Source organism: Yoonia sp. SWMV100 (assembly GCF_056108365.1).
The window spans coordinates 233,821-251,373 of record NZ_JBWBAQ010000003.1; the positions used below are offsets into that span (position 1 = coordinate 233,821).

16 protein-coding genes are annotated in these 17,553 nt (G+C 54.5%); 12 read left to right on the top strand and 4 right to left on the bottom strand.

Annotated features, from left to right (window positions below; translation table 11 throughout):
• The first annotated feature begins 31 nt into the window (after window positions 1–31).
• The 12 genes from ACXJGX_RS05995 (at window position 32) to urtE (ending at window position 13,983) form a co-directional block, all read left to right on the top strand.
• Window positions 32–838: an FHA domain-containing protein gene (locus ACXJGX_RS05995; RefSeq protein WP_474779650.1), complete on the top strand. Its 807-nt coding sequence runs from the start codon at window positions 32–34 to the stop codon at window positions 836–838.
• Entirely contained in the window at window positions 822–1,847 is a 1,026-nt protein-coding gene (locus ACXJGX_RS06000; protein ID WP_474779652.1) for a PP2C family protein-serine/threonine phosphatase, read from the top strand. Before ACXJGX_RS05995 ends, ACXJGX_RS06000 begins: the two co-directional genes overlap by 17 nt.
• Window positions 1,847–3,226 carry a hypothetical protein gene (locus tag ACXJGX_RS06005; RefSeq protein ID WP_474779654.1) on the top strand — a complete coding sequence of 460 codons (1,380 nt, stop codon included), beginning with the start codon at window positions 1,847–1,849 and terminating at the stop codon, window positions 3,224–3,226. Before ACXJGX_RS06000 ends, ACXJGX_RS06005 begins: the two co-directional genes overlap by 1 nt.
• 161 nt (window positions 3,227–3,387) lie before the next feature.
• Entirely contained in the window at window positions 3,388–5,469 is a 2,082-nt protein-coding gene (locus ACXJGX_RS06010) for a dynamin family protein (protein ID WP_474779656.1), read from the top strand.
• Window positions 5,466–6,332, top strand: a complete 867-nt coding sequence (locus ACXJGX_RS06015; RefSeq protein ID WP_474779658.1) for a dynamin family protein — start codon at window positions 5,466–5,468, stop codon at window positions 6,330–6,332. Before ACXJGX_RS06010 ends, ACXJGX_RS06015 begins: the two co-directional genes overlap by 4 nt.
• A gap of 100 nt (window positions 6,333–6,432) precedes the next feature.
• Window positions 6,433–6,795, top strand: a complete 363-nt coding sequence (locus ACXJGX_RS06020; RefSeq protein ID WP_474779660.1) for a hypothetical protein — start codon at window positions 6,433–6,435, stop codon at window positions 6,793–6,795.
• A gap of 33 nt (window positions 6,796–6,828) precedes the next feature.
• The gene (locus ACXJGX_RS06025; RefSeq protein WP_474779662.1) at window positions 6,829–7,608 is read left to right on the top strand and encodes a hypothetical protein; all 780 of its coding nucleotides are present in this window, start codon (window positions 6,829–6,831) and stop codon (window positions 7,606–7,608) included.
• A gap of 379 nt (window positions 7,609–7,987) precedes the next feature.
• Complete coding sequence (gene urtA, locus ACXJGX_RS06030; protein ID WP_474779664.1) at window positions 7,988–9,277, top strand: urea ABC transporter substrate-binding protein; 1,290 nt, start codon at window positions 7,988–7,990, stop codon at window positions 9,275–9,277.
• 61 nt (window positions 9,278–9,338) lie between these two features.
• Window positions 9,339–11,273, top strand: coding sequence for an urea ABC transporter permease subunit UrtB (gene urtB, locus ACXJGX_RS06035; RefSeq protein ID WP_474779666.1), 1,935 nt, complete (start codon window positions 9,339–9,341; stop codon window positions 11,271–11,273).
• Window positions 11,274–11,387: 114 nt separating this feature from the next.
• Window positions 11,388–12,548 (top strand): urea ABC transporter permease subunit UrtC, encoded by a 1,161-nt coding sequence (urtC, locus tag ACXJGX_RS06040; protein ID WP_474779668.1) that lies wholly within the window; start codon window positions 11,388–11,390, stop codon window positions 12,546–12,548.
• A complete protein-coding gene (gene urtD, locus ACXJGX_RS06045; RefSeq protein ID WP_474779670.1) occupies window positions 12,545–13,285 on the top strand; it encodes an urea ABC transporter ATP-binding protein UrtD in 741 nt (246 codons plus the stop codon). Before urtC ends, urtD begins: the two co-directional genes overlap by 4 nt.
• Before the next feature lie 2 nt (window positions 13,286–13,287).
• Window positions 13,288–13,983: an urea ABC transporter ATP-binding subunit UrtE gene (urtE, locus tag ACXJGX_RS06050; RefSeq protein ID WP_474779672.1), complete on the top strand. Its 696-nt coding sequence runs from the start codon at window positions 13,288–13,290 to the stop codon at window positions 13,981–13,983.
• A gap of 328 nt (window positions 13,984–14,311) precedes the next feature.
• On the opposite strand, the gene fliP is transcribed toward urtE, so the two are convergent.
• The 4 genes from fliP to fliF are packed head-to-tail and all read right to left on the bottom strand — an operon-like array spanning window position 14,312 to window position 17,467.
• A complete protein-coding gene (gene fliP / locus ACXJGX_RS06055; protein WP_474780751.1) occupies window positions 14,312–15,016 on the bottom strand; it encodes a flagellar type III secretion system pore protein FliP in 705 nt (234 codons plus the stop codon).
• A gap of 24 nt (window positions 15,017–15,040) precedes the next feature.
• Entirely contained in the window at window positions 15,041–15,331 is a 291-nt protein-coding gene (locus tag ACXJGX_RS06060; protein WP_474779674.1) for a FliM/FliN family flagellar motor switch protein, read from the bottom strand.
• On the bottom strand, window positions 15,324–15,887 hold the full coding sequence (locus ACXJGX_RS06065; RefSeq protein ID WP_474779676.1) for a FliH/SctL family protein: 564 nt from the start codon (window positions 15,885–15,887) through the stop codon (window positions 15,324–15,326). The genes ACXJGX_RS06060 and ACXJGX_RS06065 overlap by 8 nt, the downstream gene beginning before the upstream one ends.
• Window positions 15,884–17,467 carry a flagellar basal-body MS-ring/collar protein FliF gene (gene fliF, locus ACXJGX_RS06070; RefSeq protein WP_474779678.1) on the bottom strand — a complete coding sequence of 528 codons (1,584 nt, stop codon included), beginning with the start codon at window positions 17,465–17,467 and terminating at the stop codon, window positions 15,884–15,886. The genes ACXJGX_RS06065 and fliF overlap by 4 nt, the downstream gene beginning before the upstream one ends.
• Window positions 17,468–17,553 lie beyond the last annotated feature (86 nt).

Consider the following 17,553-nt stretch of genomic DNA (forward strand, 5'->3'; position numbering starts at 1 on the left):
GCTTTGTGACGCAAATAGAAAGGTAGACAAGATGAAATTCCTTCGTAATCTCATTGGTAAAAAGCGGGATAACCAGACGACCCGCCGTCCGGCTGGCGTCGATCAACTGGAAAAATCCTACCATGACACCATCGGTGCGCTCGATACTAATCAAGTGTCAGAAGCCGCGGTCAGTGACATTCTTTCAAACGTTAACACCAAGGTAAAAGGACCGACACCACAGGCTGAGGCAGCAATATCCACTGCGGCCAACATCTGGGATGTCGAGGAGAGCGCGGCATCGACAGAGCTGCCAACCGCGATCCCCGATGTGTCGCCAGCCGCTGCAGCAGCGTCGGCAGCCAGATCGCCTGCACGGGCACGCCGCACAAAAACGCGCCTGATTGGGTTTGAAAAATCTGACGGTGATGTTGTTGATCTGTTTACCGACTCGCCAAAAGCGCCCGTCACGCAGCGTGCAAAGTTCCCCGTTGGTTGGATCGTTGTTGCCGATGGCCCCGGTCGCGGTGAAGCATTTTCGCTGATGGCCGGCATGTCCCAAATCGGCCGCGGCGAAGATCAAGCCATTCAACTGGATTTTGGCGACAACTCCATCTCGCGGACTGGTCATGCGGCCATCGTGTATGACCCTGAAACCAAAGAGTTTTTGCTAGGTCACGGTGGTAAATCGAATATTGTGCGTTTGAACGACAAGCCACTGATCAGCAACGAAGTGCTGAAAACGGGCGACGTCATTCGTATCGGTGAAACTGTTCTTCGTTTTGTGGCCCTGTGCGATCAATCGTTCAGCTGGACCAGCGGAGAGACCGGGGAGGACGAAGATGTGGCGATCGCCTGAACCACGTTTTGACGTCGCGTCTGCGATTTGCCAAGGCGGTAGAGACTATCAAGAAGACGCAATTGTCACCGACTTCCCTTTCGGGGCGGATACGGGGGTTGTTGTTTTGGCTGACGGCATGGGCGGCCATGCCGCTGGTGACGTTGCTAGTAAAATTGTAGTAACAGAAGTATTTAGCGAGCTAAAATTTCAAAGCGCCAATTTCTCAGAATTTGAAAACGAGATCCCGCAATACCTGACTGCGGCGGCAGTAAGCGCCAATACAGTTGTACGGGAGCATGTAGAAGAGCACCCAGAGACACGCGGCATGGGAGCAACCCTCGTTTCGCTTGTTCTGGTGGAAAACCGGATGTTTTGGATGTCGATCGGGGATTCCCCGCTCTATCATTTCCGCAATGGCAAGCTGCAACAGTTGAACGAGGACCACTCTATGGCACCTCAGATCGACTTTATGGTGAAATCCGGTCTGCTTGATGCTGAAGCGGGTAAAAACCACCCTGACCGCAATTGCCTGACCTCGGTTATATTGGGTGACCGGGTGGCTAAATCCGATTGCCCGAAAACGCCTTTTGAATTGCAGGTTGGCGATATTGTGGTGGTCTCTAGCGACGGACTTCAGTATCTGGACGAACCACATATTCAAAAAATCCTGCACCGCTATCGCCGACGTAAGAGCGCCGAGATCGCAGGTTATCTTTTGGAAGCGATCGAAGCGCTTGCCGACCCCGATCAAGACAATGTGTCATTTTCAGTTATTAAACTGAATCACGACAAGCCGGTGATCCGTGCGATCCGCGCGAAACCGATTGGTCATGTCGAAACACATGCGGCAACCATCACGCGTGTTGTTGACCCCAACGATGTGGGGCGTGTCGGGGCAAAAGACGTCCCACCCCGGATCAAAGAGGTGAAGCCTGTCGCGAAATTTGACACAAATGGTAAAGATTCCAGCGGAACGGAGGTTGATGAGGCTACGCCTCAGGCTAAGATAGCCGCTGGAGGCAATTAATGTCGAATCAAGCATTGGCAATACGCGTTCATGATCAATTAAAGCAGGCTGTCGCAAGCGGCCTGCTTTCTGCTGCGACGCATAAACGCGCTGTCCAGCTATCTGGTCGTTTAGACCAGCCGATGCGTATTGGTTTACTGGGTATGTCCGGGGCCGGGAAATCAAAGCTGCTAAACCTGTTGGTCGGCAGCCATGTGATCCCTGAAGGCATCGCGCTGCCCACAGTGCAGTTGACCTATGGTGACAGCACGCAAGTGATCTGTACACTTGATGACGGTACAAAAACGACACTTGATGATTTTGGAAGTCAGACGGCACTTAGCTCGGTCGACATGCTCAAAGTTGTCGGCCTCAAGCCGACGTTTATAGAAATTCGCCTGCCTTTGCCCGCGCTCAAGAAGATTTCCGTCTTCGAGGTAGCCGGTGCAAAAACACCAGAGGCTCTTCTGAACGCGAGCCAATGGGCTGCGAAGCGTTGTGATGTCGCAATGTGGTGCACGCGGGGCTACGTGCCCATGGAACAAAATATTTGGGCGCAGATGCCGGACATGATCAAAGATCATGCATTCTTGATGTTGACGCACGCAGACCAGATTGCTGCGGCGGGGAAGCTGGACATTGCAATGACGGCCGTTCGCAGGGCTGCTGGCGACGAATTTAATCACGTTCTGCCGATCGCAACAGTGGACGCGCTCGGCGCGCGAAAGCCGGATGGTACGGTTGACAAGGATGTGATGCGCCAAAGCGGCGGACTTGCGCTCATTTCGGCGGTTCTGAAGCAGTTTGATCAGGGGCGCCAATCGGCAGTGGATATGGCCGATATTTTGCTTATTCAGAACGAGGAAATCCTCGCTGGAAAGAAAATTTCTGAGCAAAATCAAGATGATAAAGTTCAGTGGCCGGCGGATGATAAGGCGCATCAGGCTGCAAAGCTGTCCATTGTTGAGGAAATACATGTTTCCAATAAGGAAACAACTCCGGCGACCGATACCACGACGCGAACCGGACATACGGCATCTGGCAACCCCGCTGCGAACGTCGTGACGCTGCAACCTGCGACACGAAGCGCATACAGAAACGCGCTTGACTACATCGCTGAGCAGACGGTTGCGATCGCGGAAATCGCAAATGGTGACGGCCCCGGAATACCTGCGCAAATCATCGCCTTGGCTGTTGAGAATGTGCAATGGTTAAGCGCTTATTTAGACGAAAATGGTGATGGCGCGGATGTTGCGTTACATCGTGTCCGCACCACCGTGCTGGACGCAGCTGATCTGGTGCAGTTGATGCAGATGGAAAAAAACGACAGCGCAGCAATCGAGGCATTGAGCCTGTTGTTGCAAATCAAGCACGAGCTACAGGCTGATCTCGCTGCGTAAGTTATCACAACACTTGTAAAAGTCGGGCAAACATTGCCTTATTTAAGCAGTGTGGCGCTGTTTCCATTATAGCAATAAACAAGTGGTAGTCTCGTGATTTGGCGAAGAGACTATCTACTGATAAAGGTGGTAGCCAACACGACTATTGAGGACGGACAAGAATGAAGATGGAAGAGCTGACAAAAGGGGACGGTTATAAAGTTCCAGCAGCACACCACCCATTCATGCGACTTGGCCTGGAAAAGCTTGAAGAGTTTCATGACGAGGTGGTTGATCTCGAAGCAACACTAGCTGACGTTGTCAGACTGGGTGGTTCTGATGCGGAAAAGAAATCATCGCGTTTGATCAAGCAGTTACGCGCATTTGAACCCAGCGTCACGATGATTGGACAGATCAAGTCCGGCAAAACTTCATTGGTAAACGCAATGGTTGGTCGCCCGGATTTGTTGCCCGCCGACGTGAACCCGTGGACGTCGGTGGTGACCTCTCTTCACTTGAACGCCCCGCTAAGCAAAGACGCACCTACCGCCTCATTTCAATTTTTCAGCCAAGGCGAGTGGGACCATTTGATCGAAAATGGTGGCCGAATCGGTGAATTATCCAGCCGCGCCGGCGCAGACGAAGAGCTTGAAAAGGTTCGCGAACAAATCGCCGAAATGCGCGACAAAACGAAGCAGCGGCTCGGTCGCAAGTTTGAGCTTCTTCTGGGTCAAAAGCATAATTATGCTGAACTGAATGACGACCTTGTACAGCGCTACGTCTGTATGGGCGATGATTTTGAAGATCTGGACGAAGAGGACCAACAGGGTCGCTTTGCCGATATCACCAAATCGGCTGATCTTTACTTGGAAGCCAAGGCAATTCCGATGCCGCTGTGCTTGCGCGACACGCCGGGCGTGAACGATACCTTCATGATGCGTGAACAAATCACCATCAATGCGCTTCGTGACAGCCGGATTTGTGTGGTTGTTCTGTCGGCCCATCAGGCGCTTAGTTCGATGGATATGGGGCTTATCAGACTGATCGCGAACGTAAAATCGCGCGAAGTTGTGATTTTTGTGAACCGTATCGACGAATTGGCAAACCCCGCCGAACAAGTCCCAGAAATCCGCGCCAGCATTTTGCAGACACTTGCAGATAACAATGGCCCTGAAAACCCAGAATTGATTTTTGGTAGCGCCTATTGGGCGAATATCGCCTTGGGCGAAAATATGGACAATATCGTGGCCGAAAGCGCCGAGGCCATGTTCAACTGGGCCGAAGCATCGCTGGACGCCGAAACTGCCGGCATGGCGACCAACGAATTGGTGTGGCACCTGTCGGGTGTACCACAACTGTATCGCGCGTTATCCGAACGGATTTCCGAAGGGCCAGGCGCCGAAATCCTGTCTGCGTCACGCAAGCGCGCGCTGAACCTTGTTGGCGGCGTCCGCGCGTCAAACGCGATGGTATCCATGCGTCTTGATAGCGATAGCGTCAGCGTAATGCCTTACGATCAACTTGTTGCCCACTTGGACAAACTTGAAGCGGACAATCTCAAATTTCTGAGTGACCGCATGGATATCGTGTTTCAACAGTTTGGATCCCGCGTCGACCAATCCCATAAGCGGTTCCTTGAACGGGCGCTTGAATCGTTGTTGCAACACCTGGAATCGCACGGCGAAGAAGAAGTATGGCAGTACAGTCCAGATGGGCTGCGCATGCTTTTACGCACCAGTTATCAGGTGATGCGCCGAAATGTTACGTCAACCTGCGAGCAGGTATTTGCTGCCGCCTCGGATGATCTGTCTGAAACTTACCGCAGTGCTTTTGGCGTTGCTGTCGAAAACTTTTCGGTCACGCCCCCTGCCGCACCAGAAATCCCTGCGCCTGTGCAACTGGGTCAAACCATCGCGTTGGATCTACAGACATCGTGGTGGAAGGGTTGGTGGAAACGCCGCAAGGGCTATCGGGCATTTGCGAGTGGTTTCTATGATCTGATTGAAGCTGAAACCGCGCCAATTGTTGACGAACTCAAAGTGCGGCAAGCGGACGAAATCCGGCTTCTGGCCGAGCGCGAGCTGCGCGATTTTCTTGCTGAACAGCGGGGGTTCCTGACTGACATCAGCGAAAAGTCGAACCTGAGCAAAGAAGACTTGCAAGACATCTTTGGCATCACGGCCCAACAAGAGCGCGAAGAACTGTTCGATTATATCTTCGAAGAGCTTAGCGGTGCCGCGCCTGCAGAAGGGCGTATAGCATGACGGCGCCCGCTTCCGGTGCCGGACGCAAACCGCGCATTGCGTTGATGGGGGAATTTTCGGCAGGTAAAAGTACATTGTCAAATTTGCTGATGGGCGCCCGCCCCCTTCCTGAAAAGGTGACGGCGACGCGACTGTCCCCGGTATGGATGACACACGGTACCGGCGCACCCTACCGCGTGGATATCGACGGATCGACAGAACCTGTTTCGCTTGCACGGCTAGAGGATATTCCGGTCGAAGAAACCCGCTATATCCGCCTTTCGATAGATTGTGACATTCTTGATGTCTGTGATTTGATCGACTTTCCGGGGATTTCGGACCCAAATATGTCATCTGAAGTTTGGGAGCGCATGCTGCCAGAGGTGGACGCCGTGATCTGGTTGACCCATGCAACCCAAGCGTGGCGCCAGTCAGAGGCTGCTGTGTGGGACACGATGCCTGACGCGGTGCGTGCCAATTCGATTTTGTTGATCACGCGCTTCGATAAGCTCACCAATGAAAAAGACCGTCTGCGGGTGTTCAAACGCGTCCGGCGCGAAACGAACGGGATGTTTGCGGCCACCTTCCCAATTTCGCTGCTGCAAGCTTTGGAAGCTGGCGATGATTATGACCGCTGGGATGCCAGTGGCGCGGGACCGTTCGTAGAGCATCTGATTGGTGCGATCGAGAAACTGGCCAAGCTTGCCGCGCGGACGGATCTGCCGCTTTACAACGTGCCAGACGGCACTGCGATCCCTGATCCTGTCGCCGCGCAAGTCCTCCCGCGCCGTGTGAAGCGTCCATTGGATGCCGATAGCCCAAGCCGTAGACGCCCGACCGCCGAACAACCAAATGGGACGAACATTCCGCATAAATCTGAATGACACCCAGCTCGGACTGTAATGCACGGCTAGGCTTTCACTGACCCGTGTTTTATCATATCCCCACTGAAGAACTGAAACACACAATAGCGGACGAACACTAATGGTCGTGGACGAACTTGATGCACTGCAGGAAAAATTTGCAGCATGCGACACGATCGCCTTTGCCGACCTGTCGACGCAGATGATCCTCGTCACGAACTCATCAACTTCGCTGGCACGCGAAGGATTGGACAATCTTTGCGCCGAGGCCGCACTGACGCTGGGAACAAAATCACGCCAGTTTCTAGGTGTCGTGCCTTGCAGCTCTGCGGTTGTCGCAAGCCCGGGCCAACTCCGCATTTTCTTGCGGGCCGATACGGAACCGACAGATGTTCTATGCTGCGTGTGCTCGACCCAGATCGATGTTGACGCGTTTATCGCGGACGCCCGCCCGTTCCTCGAAAAACTAAGCGCAGGCGCATGACCATGACCGTACACATGAACCGAGGCTGCTTCTGTGAGTGACTCCACCCTTATTGCCAGCAAACTGGCCGCCCTGCTTGACCGCAACGAAACCTACGTTTCCGGGGCACGCGTCATATCGCAAGGTGGCGCGCCGACCCCGTTAGCATCGGTGCTGACTGAAATTGACTCCACGGTTCTTGAACGCACCTTGGTGTTCAGTATTGATGATGTGACTGTCAGCATGATCGTCGCCGGGCGGCGGCTGCGCGGCTTTATTGACGTTTCTGGCAATGTTCCCGAAGCGGCGTCCGTTATTGGCAAAGTGCTGTCGCGCGATGAACCCGAAACGCTGCAGGCTGCAGGCGATTTGATGATGTTGCTCTGTGCCTCTGCCAGTCGTGTCATGGTCCGCAGCTTGCCAGCACGCCCGCTGGGGTCCGGTTCCGACGCGGGATTGCCCGCCGAAGGTCTCGCGAAACTATGGAAGATTGACCTGGATGAGAAGCCCGCCGCGAGGTTGGAGCGTTTTTTAACCGCCAACGCCGCGTCTATGACTGCGTATATCTATATCTCTAACGGAGCTGTCGCGAAAACAGTCGGCGATGTCGCCACTCTTGATGCGATGTGGGCCACACAAGTTGCCGACTTTCGCAAACGACAGCGCAACCTGTACCCGAAGCAAGAGGGCGCGCGGCTGGTTTGCCTGAACGACCCAATGGGCGAAGGCACCACAGCGGCCGTCGCTTTTGATGGAAATGATGTTGGCTTGTTCAGCTATCAACCGAAGAGCATGTCATCTATTTTAGCCGGCTGGAACGCGATCACGGGGTAAAAATGCGAACAACGCGAGCCAAAGAGTAACGTTCGCTCCCCAAAGTTGCCCCAAACAATGCACCCAAAAAACGACCAGTTCGCTACCGCAACCGACACGTTGATGTTTTGCCTGTTTTTTAGACAAATACCATCGAATCCGGCGCGCATTTCAACATGCTGTCGACGGAACCCTTGAAAACCCATCAGCACCACGGACTCTTGTCTGCGCACAGCATAGTCAGGTGATCGTCAATTATGACATTCATCGCCGCGCAGTGGGTCTTCCTGGCAGAAATTCCCCACCACGCGACTACAACAACACTGTTGTGGGCCTGTATTACATTATGGCGTTTGCCATGCCTAGGGCACCATGACAACGAAACGGGGACATAGTTTCGATGACATATAAGAATACTCTTGGCGCCACTGCATTTGCCGCATTGCTGGCAAGCACGAGCATGGGTGCAGCACAGGACTGTGCGGAGCCGATCAAAGTTGGTGTTCTGCACTCTTTGTCCGGCTCCATGGCGATTTCCGAGACCACATTGAAAGACGTCATGTTGATGCTGATCGAACAGCAGAACGCGGCGGGCGGTTTGCTGGGCTGCCAGATCGAACCAGTGGTTGTCGACCCTGCATCCGATTGGCCATTGTTCGCGGAAAAAGCGCGCGAGTTGCTCACCGTTTCTGACGTTGACGTCATCTTTGGGAACTGGACGTCCGTGTCGCGCAAATCCGTATTGCCTGTGATCGAAGAATTGAACGGCCTTCTGTTCTATCCAGTACAGTATGAGGGCGAAGAATCGTCGCGTAACGTATTCTACACTGGCGCGGCACCAAACCAGCAGGCAATCCCCGCTGTTGACTACTTCCTCGAAGAGTTGGGCGTCGAAAAGTTCGCGCTGTTGGGCACCGACTATGTCTACCCACGGACCACAAACAACATCCTCGAAGCCTATCTGGTGGACCACGGCATCGCGGCCGAAGACATTTTTGTCAACTACACGCCTTTTGGTCACTCTGACTGGGCCACAATCGTTGGCGACGTTGTTGCATTGGGCGAAGACGGCAAAAAAGTCGGCGTGATTTCGACCATCAACGGCGATGCCAACATCGGTTTCTACAAAGAACTGGCCGCCGCTGGCGTATCGGCTGACGACATTCCTGTTGTCGCCTTCTCGGTCGGCGAAGAAGAACTGTCTGGTTTGGACACATCTAACCTTGTTGGTCACTTGGCTGCTTGGAACTACTTCATGTCTGCGGACACGCCTGAAAACGCGGCATTTATTGAGCAGTGGAAAGCCTTTGCTGGTGCTGATCGCGTCACCAACGACCCGATGGAAGCCCATTACATCGGCTTCAACATGTGGGTGAATGCCGTCGAAGCTGCCGGAACAACTGATGTCGATGCGGTACGTGCAGCGATGTATGGTCAGGAATTCACAAATTTGACAGGTGGCACAGCGGTTATGCTGCCAAACCACCATCTGACCAAACCTGTCTTGATCGGCGAAATCCAAGCAGACGGTCAATTTGACATCATCAGCCAGACAACCGAAGTTCCCGGCGATGCATGGACAGACTACCTGCCTGAATCCGCTGTGCTAGAATCCGATTGGCAGACCCTTGGTTGCGGCATGTACAACACGGAAACAAAAACCTGCGTACAACTGACATCCAACTACTAAGATCAACGATAGGCGCGGGATAATCCCGCGCCTATTTCATATCTGCATACCGGAATCCCCCATGTATCGCGTCTTAATTCTGCTCGCTCTGCTGATCGGGTTTGTTCCCATGGCGCAGGCCCAAACATTGCAAGACCTGCTGCGATCCCACGCCGACGAGGTTGCATCGCCCGGGCGCCGCACTGTTGGCGTGTTGATTGATGATCTTGCCGCGTCTGATTTACCGCAGGTCGGCACCTTTCTTGAGCATTGGCAGGACAAGTCGGTTTGGCAAAGCCCCGAAGGTCTGTTTTTTATCGCCCGCGAAGATGGTGCGAACCTGACCCTGACCGATATCGACACCGGCGCGGAAACCACGGTGCCTAAAGATGGCTATTCTCAAATTAAGCCCAATGGCGGTGTGCGCGGCGTGATCGGCACTGCCCTGGTGCAATTCCAGTTGATGGACCCCGATCTATCCCGACGCAGCAGTGCCGTCGCGTCGATCGCGCGCCGCCCCGAGGCCGCGCAGCTTGCGCCCCTGCTTGGCTCGATCGCCGGGGAAACCGATGCGACACTGAAGGCACGCAAAGCACAACTGGCCAACTTTCTATCCGCAAGTTTCGCCGACGACCCAGCAGAGCGGATCACCGCAATTGAAAGCCTGTCGACAGATGTCAGCGTCGAAGCCCGCGCCGTGCTGAGCCAAATTTTGGCTACGAAGGCCACATTGGCCCCCGAATTACCCACCGACGCAAACATCGCCCGCGTCCTGACACCGGGCGCGGATATGTCGTTGGACGCCGCTTATGACCTGCTGATTGCCCAAGACCTTGCGCCGCCGCGTACGCCCGATGACGTGATCAAAACCGCCCTTGCCGAAAACATCGTTGACGGCCGCGTGGGCGATGTTCCTGTGGCACAGCTGGATAGCACCGCCAACCGCGCGCGTGCCTATGCGCAGTTGGCTGCGGCGGGTAGCGTACCGCCTCTTGTCACCGAACAAGACCGGGATGCGGCCCTTGCTGGTTTCGTGTTTTTCGAAGTCTACGATGAAGAAGACCCCGCAATCACAGCTGCCGCACAAAAGGCGCAAACCGCGGCCGGTACGCGCGTTTTCGTTGGGCAGGCTGCTGACCTGACACTCGATGCGCTTTCGCTGGCATCGATCTATTTTCTGGCCGCGATTGGCCTTGCGATTACTTTTGGCGTAATGGGTGTGATCAACATGGCCCACGGCGAATTCATCATGATTGGTGCCTATACAGGCTATGTCGTGCAGCTTTTCGTACCCAACTACACCGCATCGATTATTGTCGCGCTACCACTGGCGTTTGCAGTCACCTTCGCAGCAGGTGTCGCCATGGAGCGGCTGGTGATCCGACACCTTTACCATCGCCCATTGGAAACGCTGCTGGCCACTTTCGGGATTTCAATCGCGCTACAGCAGTTGGCCAAGAACATCTTTGGGACGCAAGCACGCCCGCTGACTTCACCCGCGTGGCTCGATGGGGCGCTCGTATTTAACGATGTCGTCCAAATCAGTTACATTCGCATCGCGATCTTCGTATTGGCGATCATTTTCCTGTGCCTGATCCTGTTCGTCCTCAAACGCACCCGGCTGGGCCTAGAGGTGCGTGCGGTGACACAGAACCCTGGTATGGCCGCCTCCATGGGCATTAACCCTGATCGCATCAATATGCTAACATTCGGGCTGGGTTCGGGCATAGCAGGCATCGCAGGCGTTGCGATTGGACTGTACGCCAAAGTGACGTCCGAAATGGGTGCCGATTATATTGTCCAAAGCTTTATGACAGTTGTCGTTGGTGGCGTGGGCAACGTCTGGGGGACACTCGCAGGGGCATCCCTTATTGGTTTCCTGCAAAAGGGCATCGAATGGTTTAACCCGTCAAATACGCTGGCGGCCCAAACCTATATGATCTTGTTCATCATCCTGTTCATTCAGTTCCGGCCCAAAGGCATCGTCGCCTTAAAAGGCCGGGCGGCGGCGGATTAAATTGATGCGACTTTCGCGTCAAAATACCCCGGGGTGGTCTGGAGCGGCAAAGCCCCTTCAGCGTGGCGGTGCGCAATGCGCGGCGCAAATGCATCTTCTCAAAGGACACGACCTATGAACAGCTTCATCATGCGCCATCCGCAAACTTTGTGGTTTCTGCTTGCGCTCAGCATATTCACCATCGGTGTTACGATCCTGTCCGATGCGGGGCTTGGCGTCATGTCCACATCGTTTGTGAAAACGCTTGGCAAGACTTTATGCCTTTGCCTGATCGCGGTCGCGATGGATGTCGTTTGGGGATATTGCGGCATCCTCAGCCTCGGGCATTTCGCGTTTTTCGGGATTGGCGGCTATTCCGTCGGCATGTGGTTGATGTACGCGCGTACCGAGGGGATCGTGCTTGACAGTCTTTCGACGCAAACCATACCCGCCACCCCACAGGAAATCAGTGACGCAATCGGCAACCAGATTTTCGGCGTCGTTGGCAGTTCGGAATTTCCGATGATTTGGGGGTTTGCACACAGCCTGCCGCTCCAGCTTTTGATGGTGGTTCTGGTGCCGGGACTGTTGGCTTTGGTCTTTGGGTGGCTGGCCTTTCGCAGTCGGGTAACCGGTGTCTATCTATCGATCCTGACACAGGCGATGACCTTGGCGCTGGCGCTGTACCTGTTCCAAAATGACAGCGGCTTGCGCGGCAATAACGGGCTATCCGGCCTGCAAAATATCCCCGGCTTTGAAAGCACATCGCAGTCAACGATTTCGCTCGCGTTCTTTTATGCCTCGGCCCTTGCTGTTGCACTGGGCTATGTTTTGTTTGCATGGATCACGTCGGGAAAAATGGGGAGTGTGATCAAGGCGATCCGCGACAACGAAAGCCGCGTGCGTTTTCTTGGATATCACGTCGAAAGCTACAAGCTCTTTGTTTTCACCATCACCGCCATCGTCGCGGGAATTGCGGGCGCGCTGTATTATCCGCAGGCAGGCATTATCAATCCGGCTGAAATTGCACCAATCGCATCGATCTATCTGGCGGTATGGGTCGCGATCGGTGGGCGCGGGCGGCTCTATGGTGCGGTGATTGGCGCCGCCTTTGTCTCGTTATTGTCGAGTTGGTTCACCGGCGGCGGCGCGCCAGCGATTCATCTCGGTTTTTACACTGTCCAGTGGACCGACTGGTGGCTTGTGTTGCTCGGCCTGTCTTTTGTCGCCGTCACGCTTTATGCGCCCAAAGGGATCGGCGGCCTATTTGATTATCTGGTGAGGAAGCCGTCATGAGCACCCTTCTTGAAGTTTCTGGCGTCTCTGTCAGCTTTGACGGATTTCGTGCGATCAATAACCTGTCGATCCAGATTGGCGAACCTGAACTGCGCGCCGTCATCGGCCCCAATGGGGCCGGTAAGACCACATTCATGGACATCATTACCGGCAAGACCAAACCGGACGAAGGGCGTGTCACCTGGGGCGACCGCAATATTTCCCTGTTAGGAATGTCCGAAAGCGAAATCGCAATGGAAGGCATCGGGCGCAAGTTTCAAAAACCGACCGTTTTTGAAGAACAGACAGTGCGCGAAAACCTGGCCATGGCGCTGCGTAATCCGCGTGGGCCGTTTTCTGTGCTGTTTTATAAAAAGACCCGCGAAGGGGCCATACGCATCGAAGAAATCGCCGCTGAAATTGGCCTGTCAGACAGCCTGCCCCGCCGTGCTGGCGAATTGAGCCATGGGCAAAAGCAGTGGTTGGAAATTGGCATGTTGCTGGCGCAAGACCCGCGCTTGCTGCTTGTCGATGAACCCGCTGCCGGGATGACCACCGCCGAACGCGAGTTGACCACCGATTTGCTGAAACGTGCGGCGAAAACCCGCGCTGTCGTTGTTGTTGAACACGATATGGAATTTGTGCGTCGCCTTGATTGCAAAGTCACCGTGCTGCACGAAGGGTCTGTTTTGGCGGAAGGGTCGCTGGACCATGTCACCGCCGATCAAAACGTCATCGATGTTTATCTGGGGCGGTAAAAATGCTAAACGTAAAAGATATGACGCTACATTACGGTCAAAGCCAAATCCTGAACGGCATCAGCCTCGTCGCACCGGTAGGCGAAGTGACCGCAGTCATGGGCACCAACGGCGTCGGCAAGACCAGCCTTCTTAAGGCGATATCCGGGCGTCACCCTTATTCAGCGGGGAGTTTGTCCGTTGACGGTCAGCAGCTCAGTCATCCGTCTGCTTTTTCCGCAGCTCGTGCGGGCATCGCTTATGTTCCGCAGGGACGCGAGATTTTTCCACTGATGTCAGTACAAGAAAACCTTGAAACTGCTTTTGCCTGCCTGCCCAAAAGTGATCGCAGCATCCCGGACGAAATTTTCCAACTCTTCCCGGTGCTGTTGGATATGAAGGCGCGGCGCGGCGGTGATTTGTCGGGCGGTCAGCAGCAACAGCTTGCGATTGCGCGCGCGTTGATCACGCGCCCCAAGGTGCTTTTGCTTGATGAACCCACCGAAGGAATTCAGCCAAACGTGATCCAACAAATTGGTCGCACAATCAGCCATCTGCGCGAACAGGGTAATATGGCCATCGTATTGGTCGAACAAAATTTCGACTTTGCTTACGGGTTGGCCGATCGTTTCGTGGTCATGACGCGTGGAGAAGTGAAGCGGCGCGCCGACAAAGCTGATATTACCCCACAAGAAATGCTAGCAGAGCTCGCGCTGTAGGTGCCACCTATCCTGGGCGCGCGTAAATTTGCGCGTCGGCATGCGTCATGCCTAGCGATATTTTCAGGCGCTAAGCAAGACGGTCACAACGCACCGAGATATGGGCGACTTGTCGAAAGAAAATTTGTGCCTCGCCCCCAAAAATAACTACGGAACTGAAGACGATCGGCCAGAACATGTGTCACCGTGGTGTGGGTCGTTTGATGGGGCAGCATCATTTTAAGGCGTCGAAATATGGTGCCCCGAAAACGCATTCTTCGATAGGGCACGACCACAAAAGGCTGCGAGGCCCCCGTCCAACGATCAAGGCATTTTTAAGAGACTGCCCTTACGTGTAACTTTGGACAAGGCTTGCCGCGATTAGCCCCCAACCATCGGCGACCACAAAAAACGCGAGCTTGAATGGCAATGACACGATAGCCGGTGGCACCATCATCATCCCCATCGACATCAACACCGCGGCCACGACCAGATCTATGATTAAGAACGGCATGAAAATCAAAAAGCCGACCTGAAATGCGCGTTCCATTTCGCTGAGCAAAAATGACGGAATGACCACAGAAAGCGGCGCATCGACGGCAGCGGTCTGGCTGCCCACGTCGGGGCGTAAATCGGCCAGTGTCGCAAATGTTTCGGGATCGATACGTGCCAACATAAAGCCCCGCAATGGCCCGATAGCTTTTTCAAAGGCTTCCTCAAGTTCCATCGTGCCACTCATCAACGGGTTGATCCCGGCATTCCAGGATTCAATGAATACCGGCTCCATCACGAAATAGGTCAAGAATAGCGCAAGGCTGATAATCAGCATATTGGGTGGCGACTGCTGCAGACCAATCGCTTGACGTAAGATTGCGAAAACGGTGACAATGAACGGAAAACACGTGACCATAATGGCGATGCCCGGCACGAGGCTTAGCACCGTCATCATTATTAGCAATTGGACAGAGCGCGTTGCGAGCGACCCATCGTCGCCAAACGAAATTGCAACATCTTGTGCCATGGCAGGGCCTGCATAGGCGGCCATTGCTACCATGCTCACAAAGATCCATTTCCACATTTAGCTAAGGTCGTCGCTGTCGGTGGCAACTTCTGTCAGGCGCACCGCTAACTGACCGGGCTCGCCGCCTTCGAGTTCTTGCAGTTCGCCGCGTGCAATGAGGCGGTCCCCAATATAAAGTTCAACAGGGTCTTCGATCCGGCGATCAAGCGGGAGAACAGCATTTTCACCCAGTGCTAAAAGGTCACGGACTAATGGCCGGGCCTTTCCAACCGACACAGAGATTTCGATTGGGATGCGGCGCAATGGGTGGTCCTCTGCGCTGCGAAATTCAGTGTTGGTATCATCCATGTTGATTGGTCCTGTTCGGGGTGTCAGTAATGTTGTTGAGAATGGTTGTGACCCGCACCAAAAGCTGGTCCGCATCAATCCGGGTCTCGCGTTCGCAAAAACTGATGAGCGCAGCGTTCGGGGTCAGTGTGGGGTCACTGATAATGCGCACATCCGGCATCACATCCACGAGGATTGACCGTAGGGAATCAGACCTGTCAGGGTGAACCGAAAGCGTTGGGATCCCTGCAATTTCGTCGCGAGCCTGTGACGTTAACAGATCGACAAGTTGGGGTAAGAAACTCTCTGACACGCACTGCGGTACAATTTTCGTCACTAGTGCAGTGAACAGTGGGACGAGCCCCCTCAGTATTTCGCTATGTGCCTCGGCATAGGTAAACTGCATGTCACCGATAGCCTGTACCAACGCGTTCTGGCACGCCGTGAAGTCTGCCTGAACTTCGGCTTGCGCAGCGGCAAATCCGTCTTGGTAACCTGCGTTATAATCTGTGCTTGGACCAGTTTCTTCGGCCAAGACTGTTTCAAACGATTCAAGCGAAAGATGCTGTCCCATCATGCCCGCGCCTCGGTTGCGGGGTCTTCGATCCAGTTTTGCAGGATTTGAATTGTTTCGGTTTCGCGCTCAGAAATTAACTGCCGCATGCGCGTAACTGGATCATCAGATGATAGCCCCATCATGTCCATGTCGCCGCTCATAAAGTCCCCCATCGTATCATCACTGATCGCCATGGCCATTGGTGGGCCCATATCTGCAAAGTCGTCAGCATCTGCGTCCGCCGTTGGGGCGGGTAGCAGAGCCACAGGCGAGAGAATCGGCCTGACGACAAATAAACCCAGTATCAGCGCGACAATTGCCAGAACGCCGACCTGAATGAGCTGCATAGTGTCGAGCGCAATGCGTTGCTCGGGGGAGCTGATTTCCGTCCCGATGGGCGCAAATGGTTCAAAAGGGAGCGAGCGCAGCGTAAGAATGTCCCCGCGGGACGTGTCCAATCCGATGGCCGAGCTGACAAGCGCTTCCAATGATGCGAGTTCTTCGGGGCTGCGTGGGGTAATAGTGGCGGTTCCGTCGCTCGAAAATGTGGTCACATCATTTACCAAAACGGCAACGGTTAGGCGCCGTATTGCGCCCGGTGCCCGCAACAGCTGGCGCTGCGTCTCGGATACCTCATAGTTGGTTAATGTACGGCTTTCGCTGTTTTCATTGTTTGATGCGCCACCAGTACCGGCGGCATCACCACTGGGAAGGTTCGACGCAACCGTAACGTCTCCATTACGATTATCGGTTGATGTCGCCGTGCTTTCGGTCACGTCGGTGCTTATCGCGATGCGGCTGTCGGGGTCGACGATGCGTTCTGTGATGGTTTCTGTCTCGGTGACCGTATCGAGTGTGACTTCAACGATGGCGTTTCCTACGCCGACACGCGCCGCGAGCATCCGTTCGGCCCTGTCACGCAGCTCTGCGGCGCGCTCATTGCCACTCGGAATAATTGCGTTTCCATCGGTGTCTGACAATAGCCCACCGTTGTCGTCGATGATCGCTACTGATTCTGGTGAAAGCCCCGGCACTGCCGCCCCGACCAAGTATTGCAGCGCCTTTATGTGTGGTCCGGATAGTGACCCGCCGGTGGTGGTGACTGTGACCGCCGCCGTTGGTATTTGATCGCGCCGAAAAGAGCGTGCTGCCGGGGTCGAAATATGAACGCGCGCCGCACGAATATTGGGGTTCGCCAGTATTGTGCGCGCCAATTCACCTTCTTTTGCCCGCCAATAAGCGGCATCAAACATCTGCGATGTTGTGCTGAAGCCGGACAGCGAATCCAGTAATTCGTATCCCTGACTACCCAAGGATGGCAGCCCCTCCCCGGCGAGGCTCATCCTAAGAGGGTCACGCATCAATGTGGGCACATAAATTGCATTTCCACGCACCTCGTATTGAACTCCGCGCTGGTCAAGCGCGGTCACCACATCCCCCGCAGCGCGGCCTTCAAGGCCGCCGAAAAGAAGCGCCATGTCCTTGGTCCCTGCTCCTTTGGCAAGCATGAGGACCGCAGCGAAGACCGCGACCGTCGCAAAAAGGACAAATAGGCGGCGCGGTGCGTTAAGCGCTGACCACACTGTGCTGAGGCTTTGCAATCTGGTTCTCCATCACGTTGGCATTCTGCCGGATGAACACTGTTTGACCCAGGAGCCTTAACAATCGGTTAGGGCTTCTTGGTTTA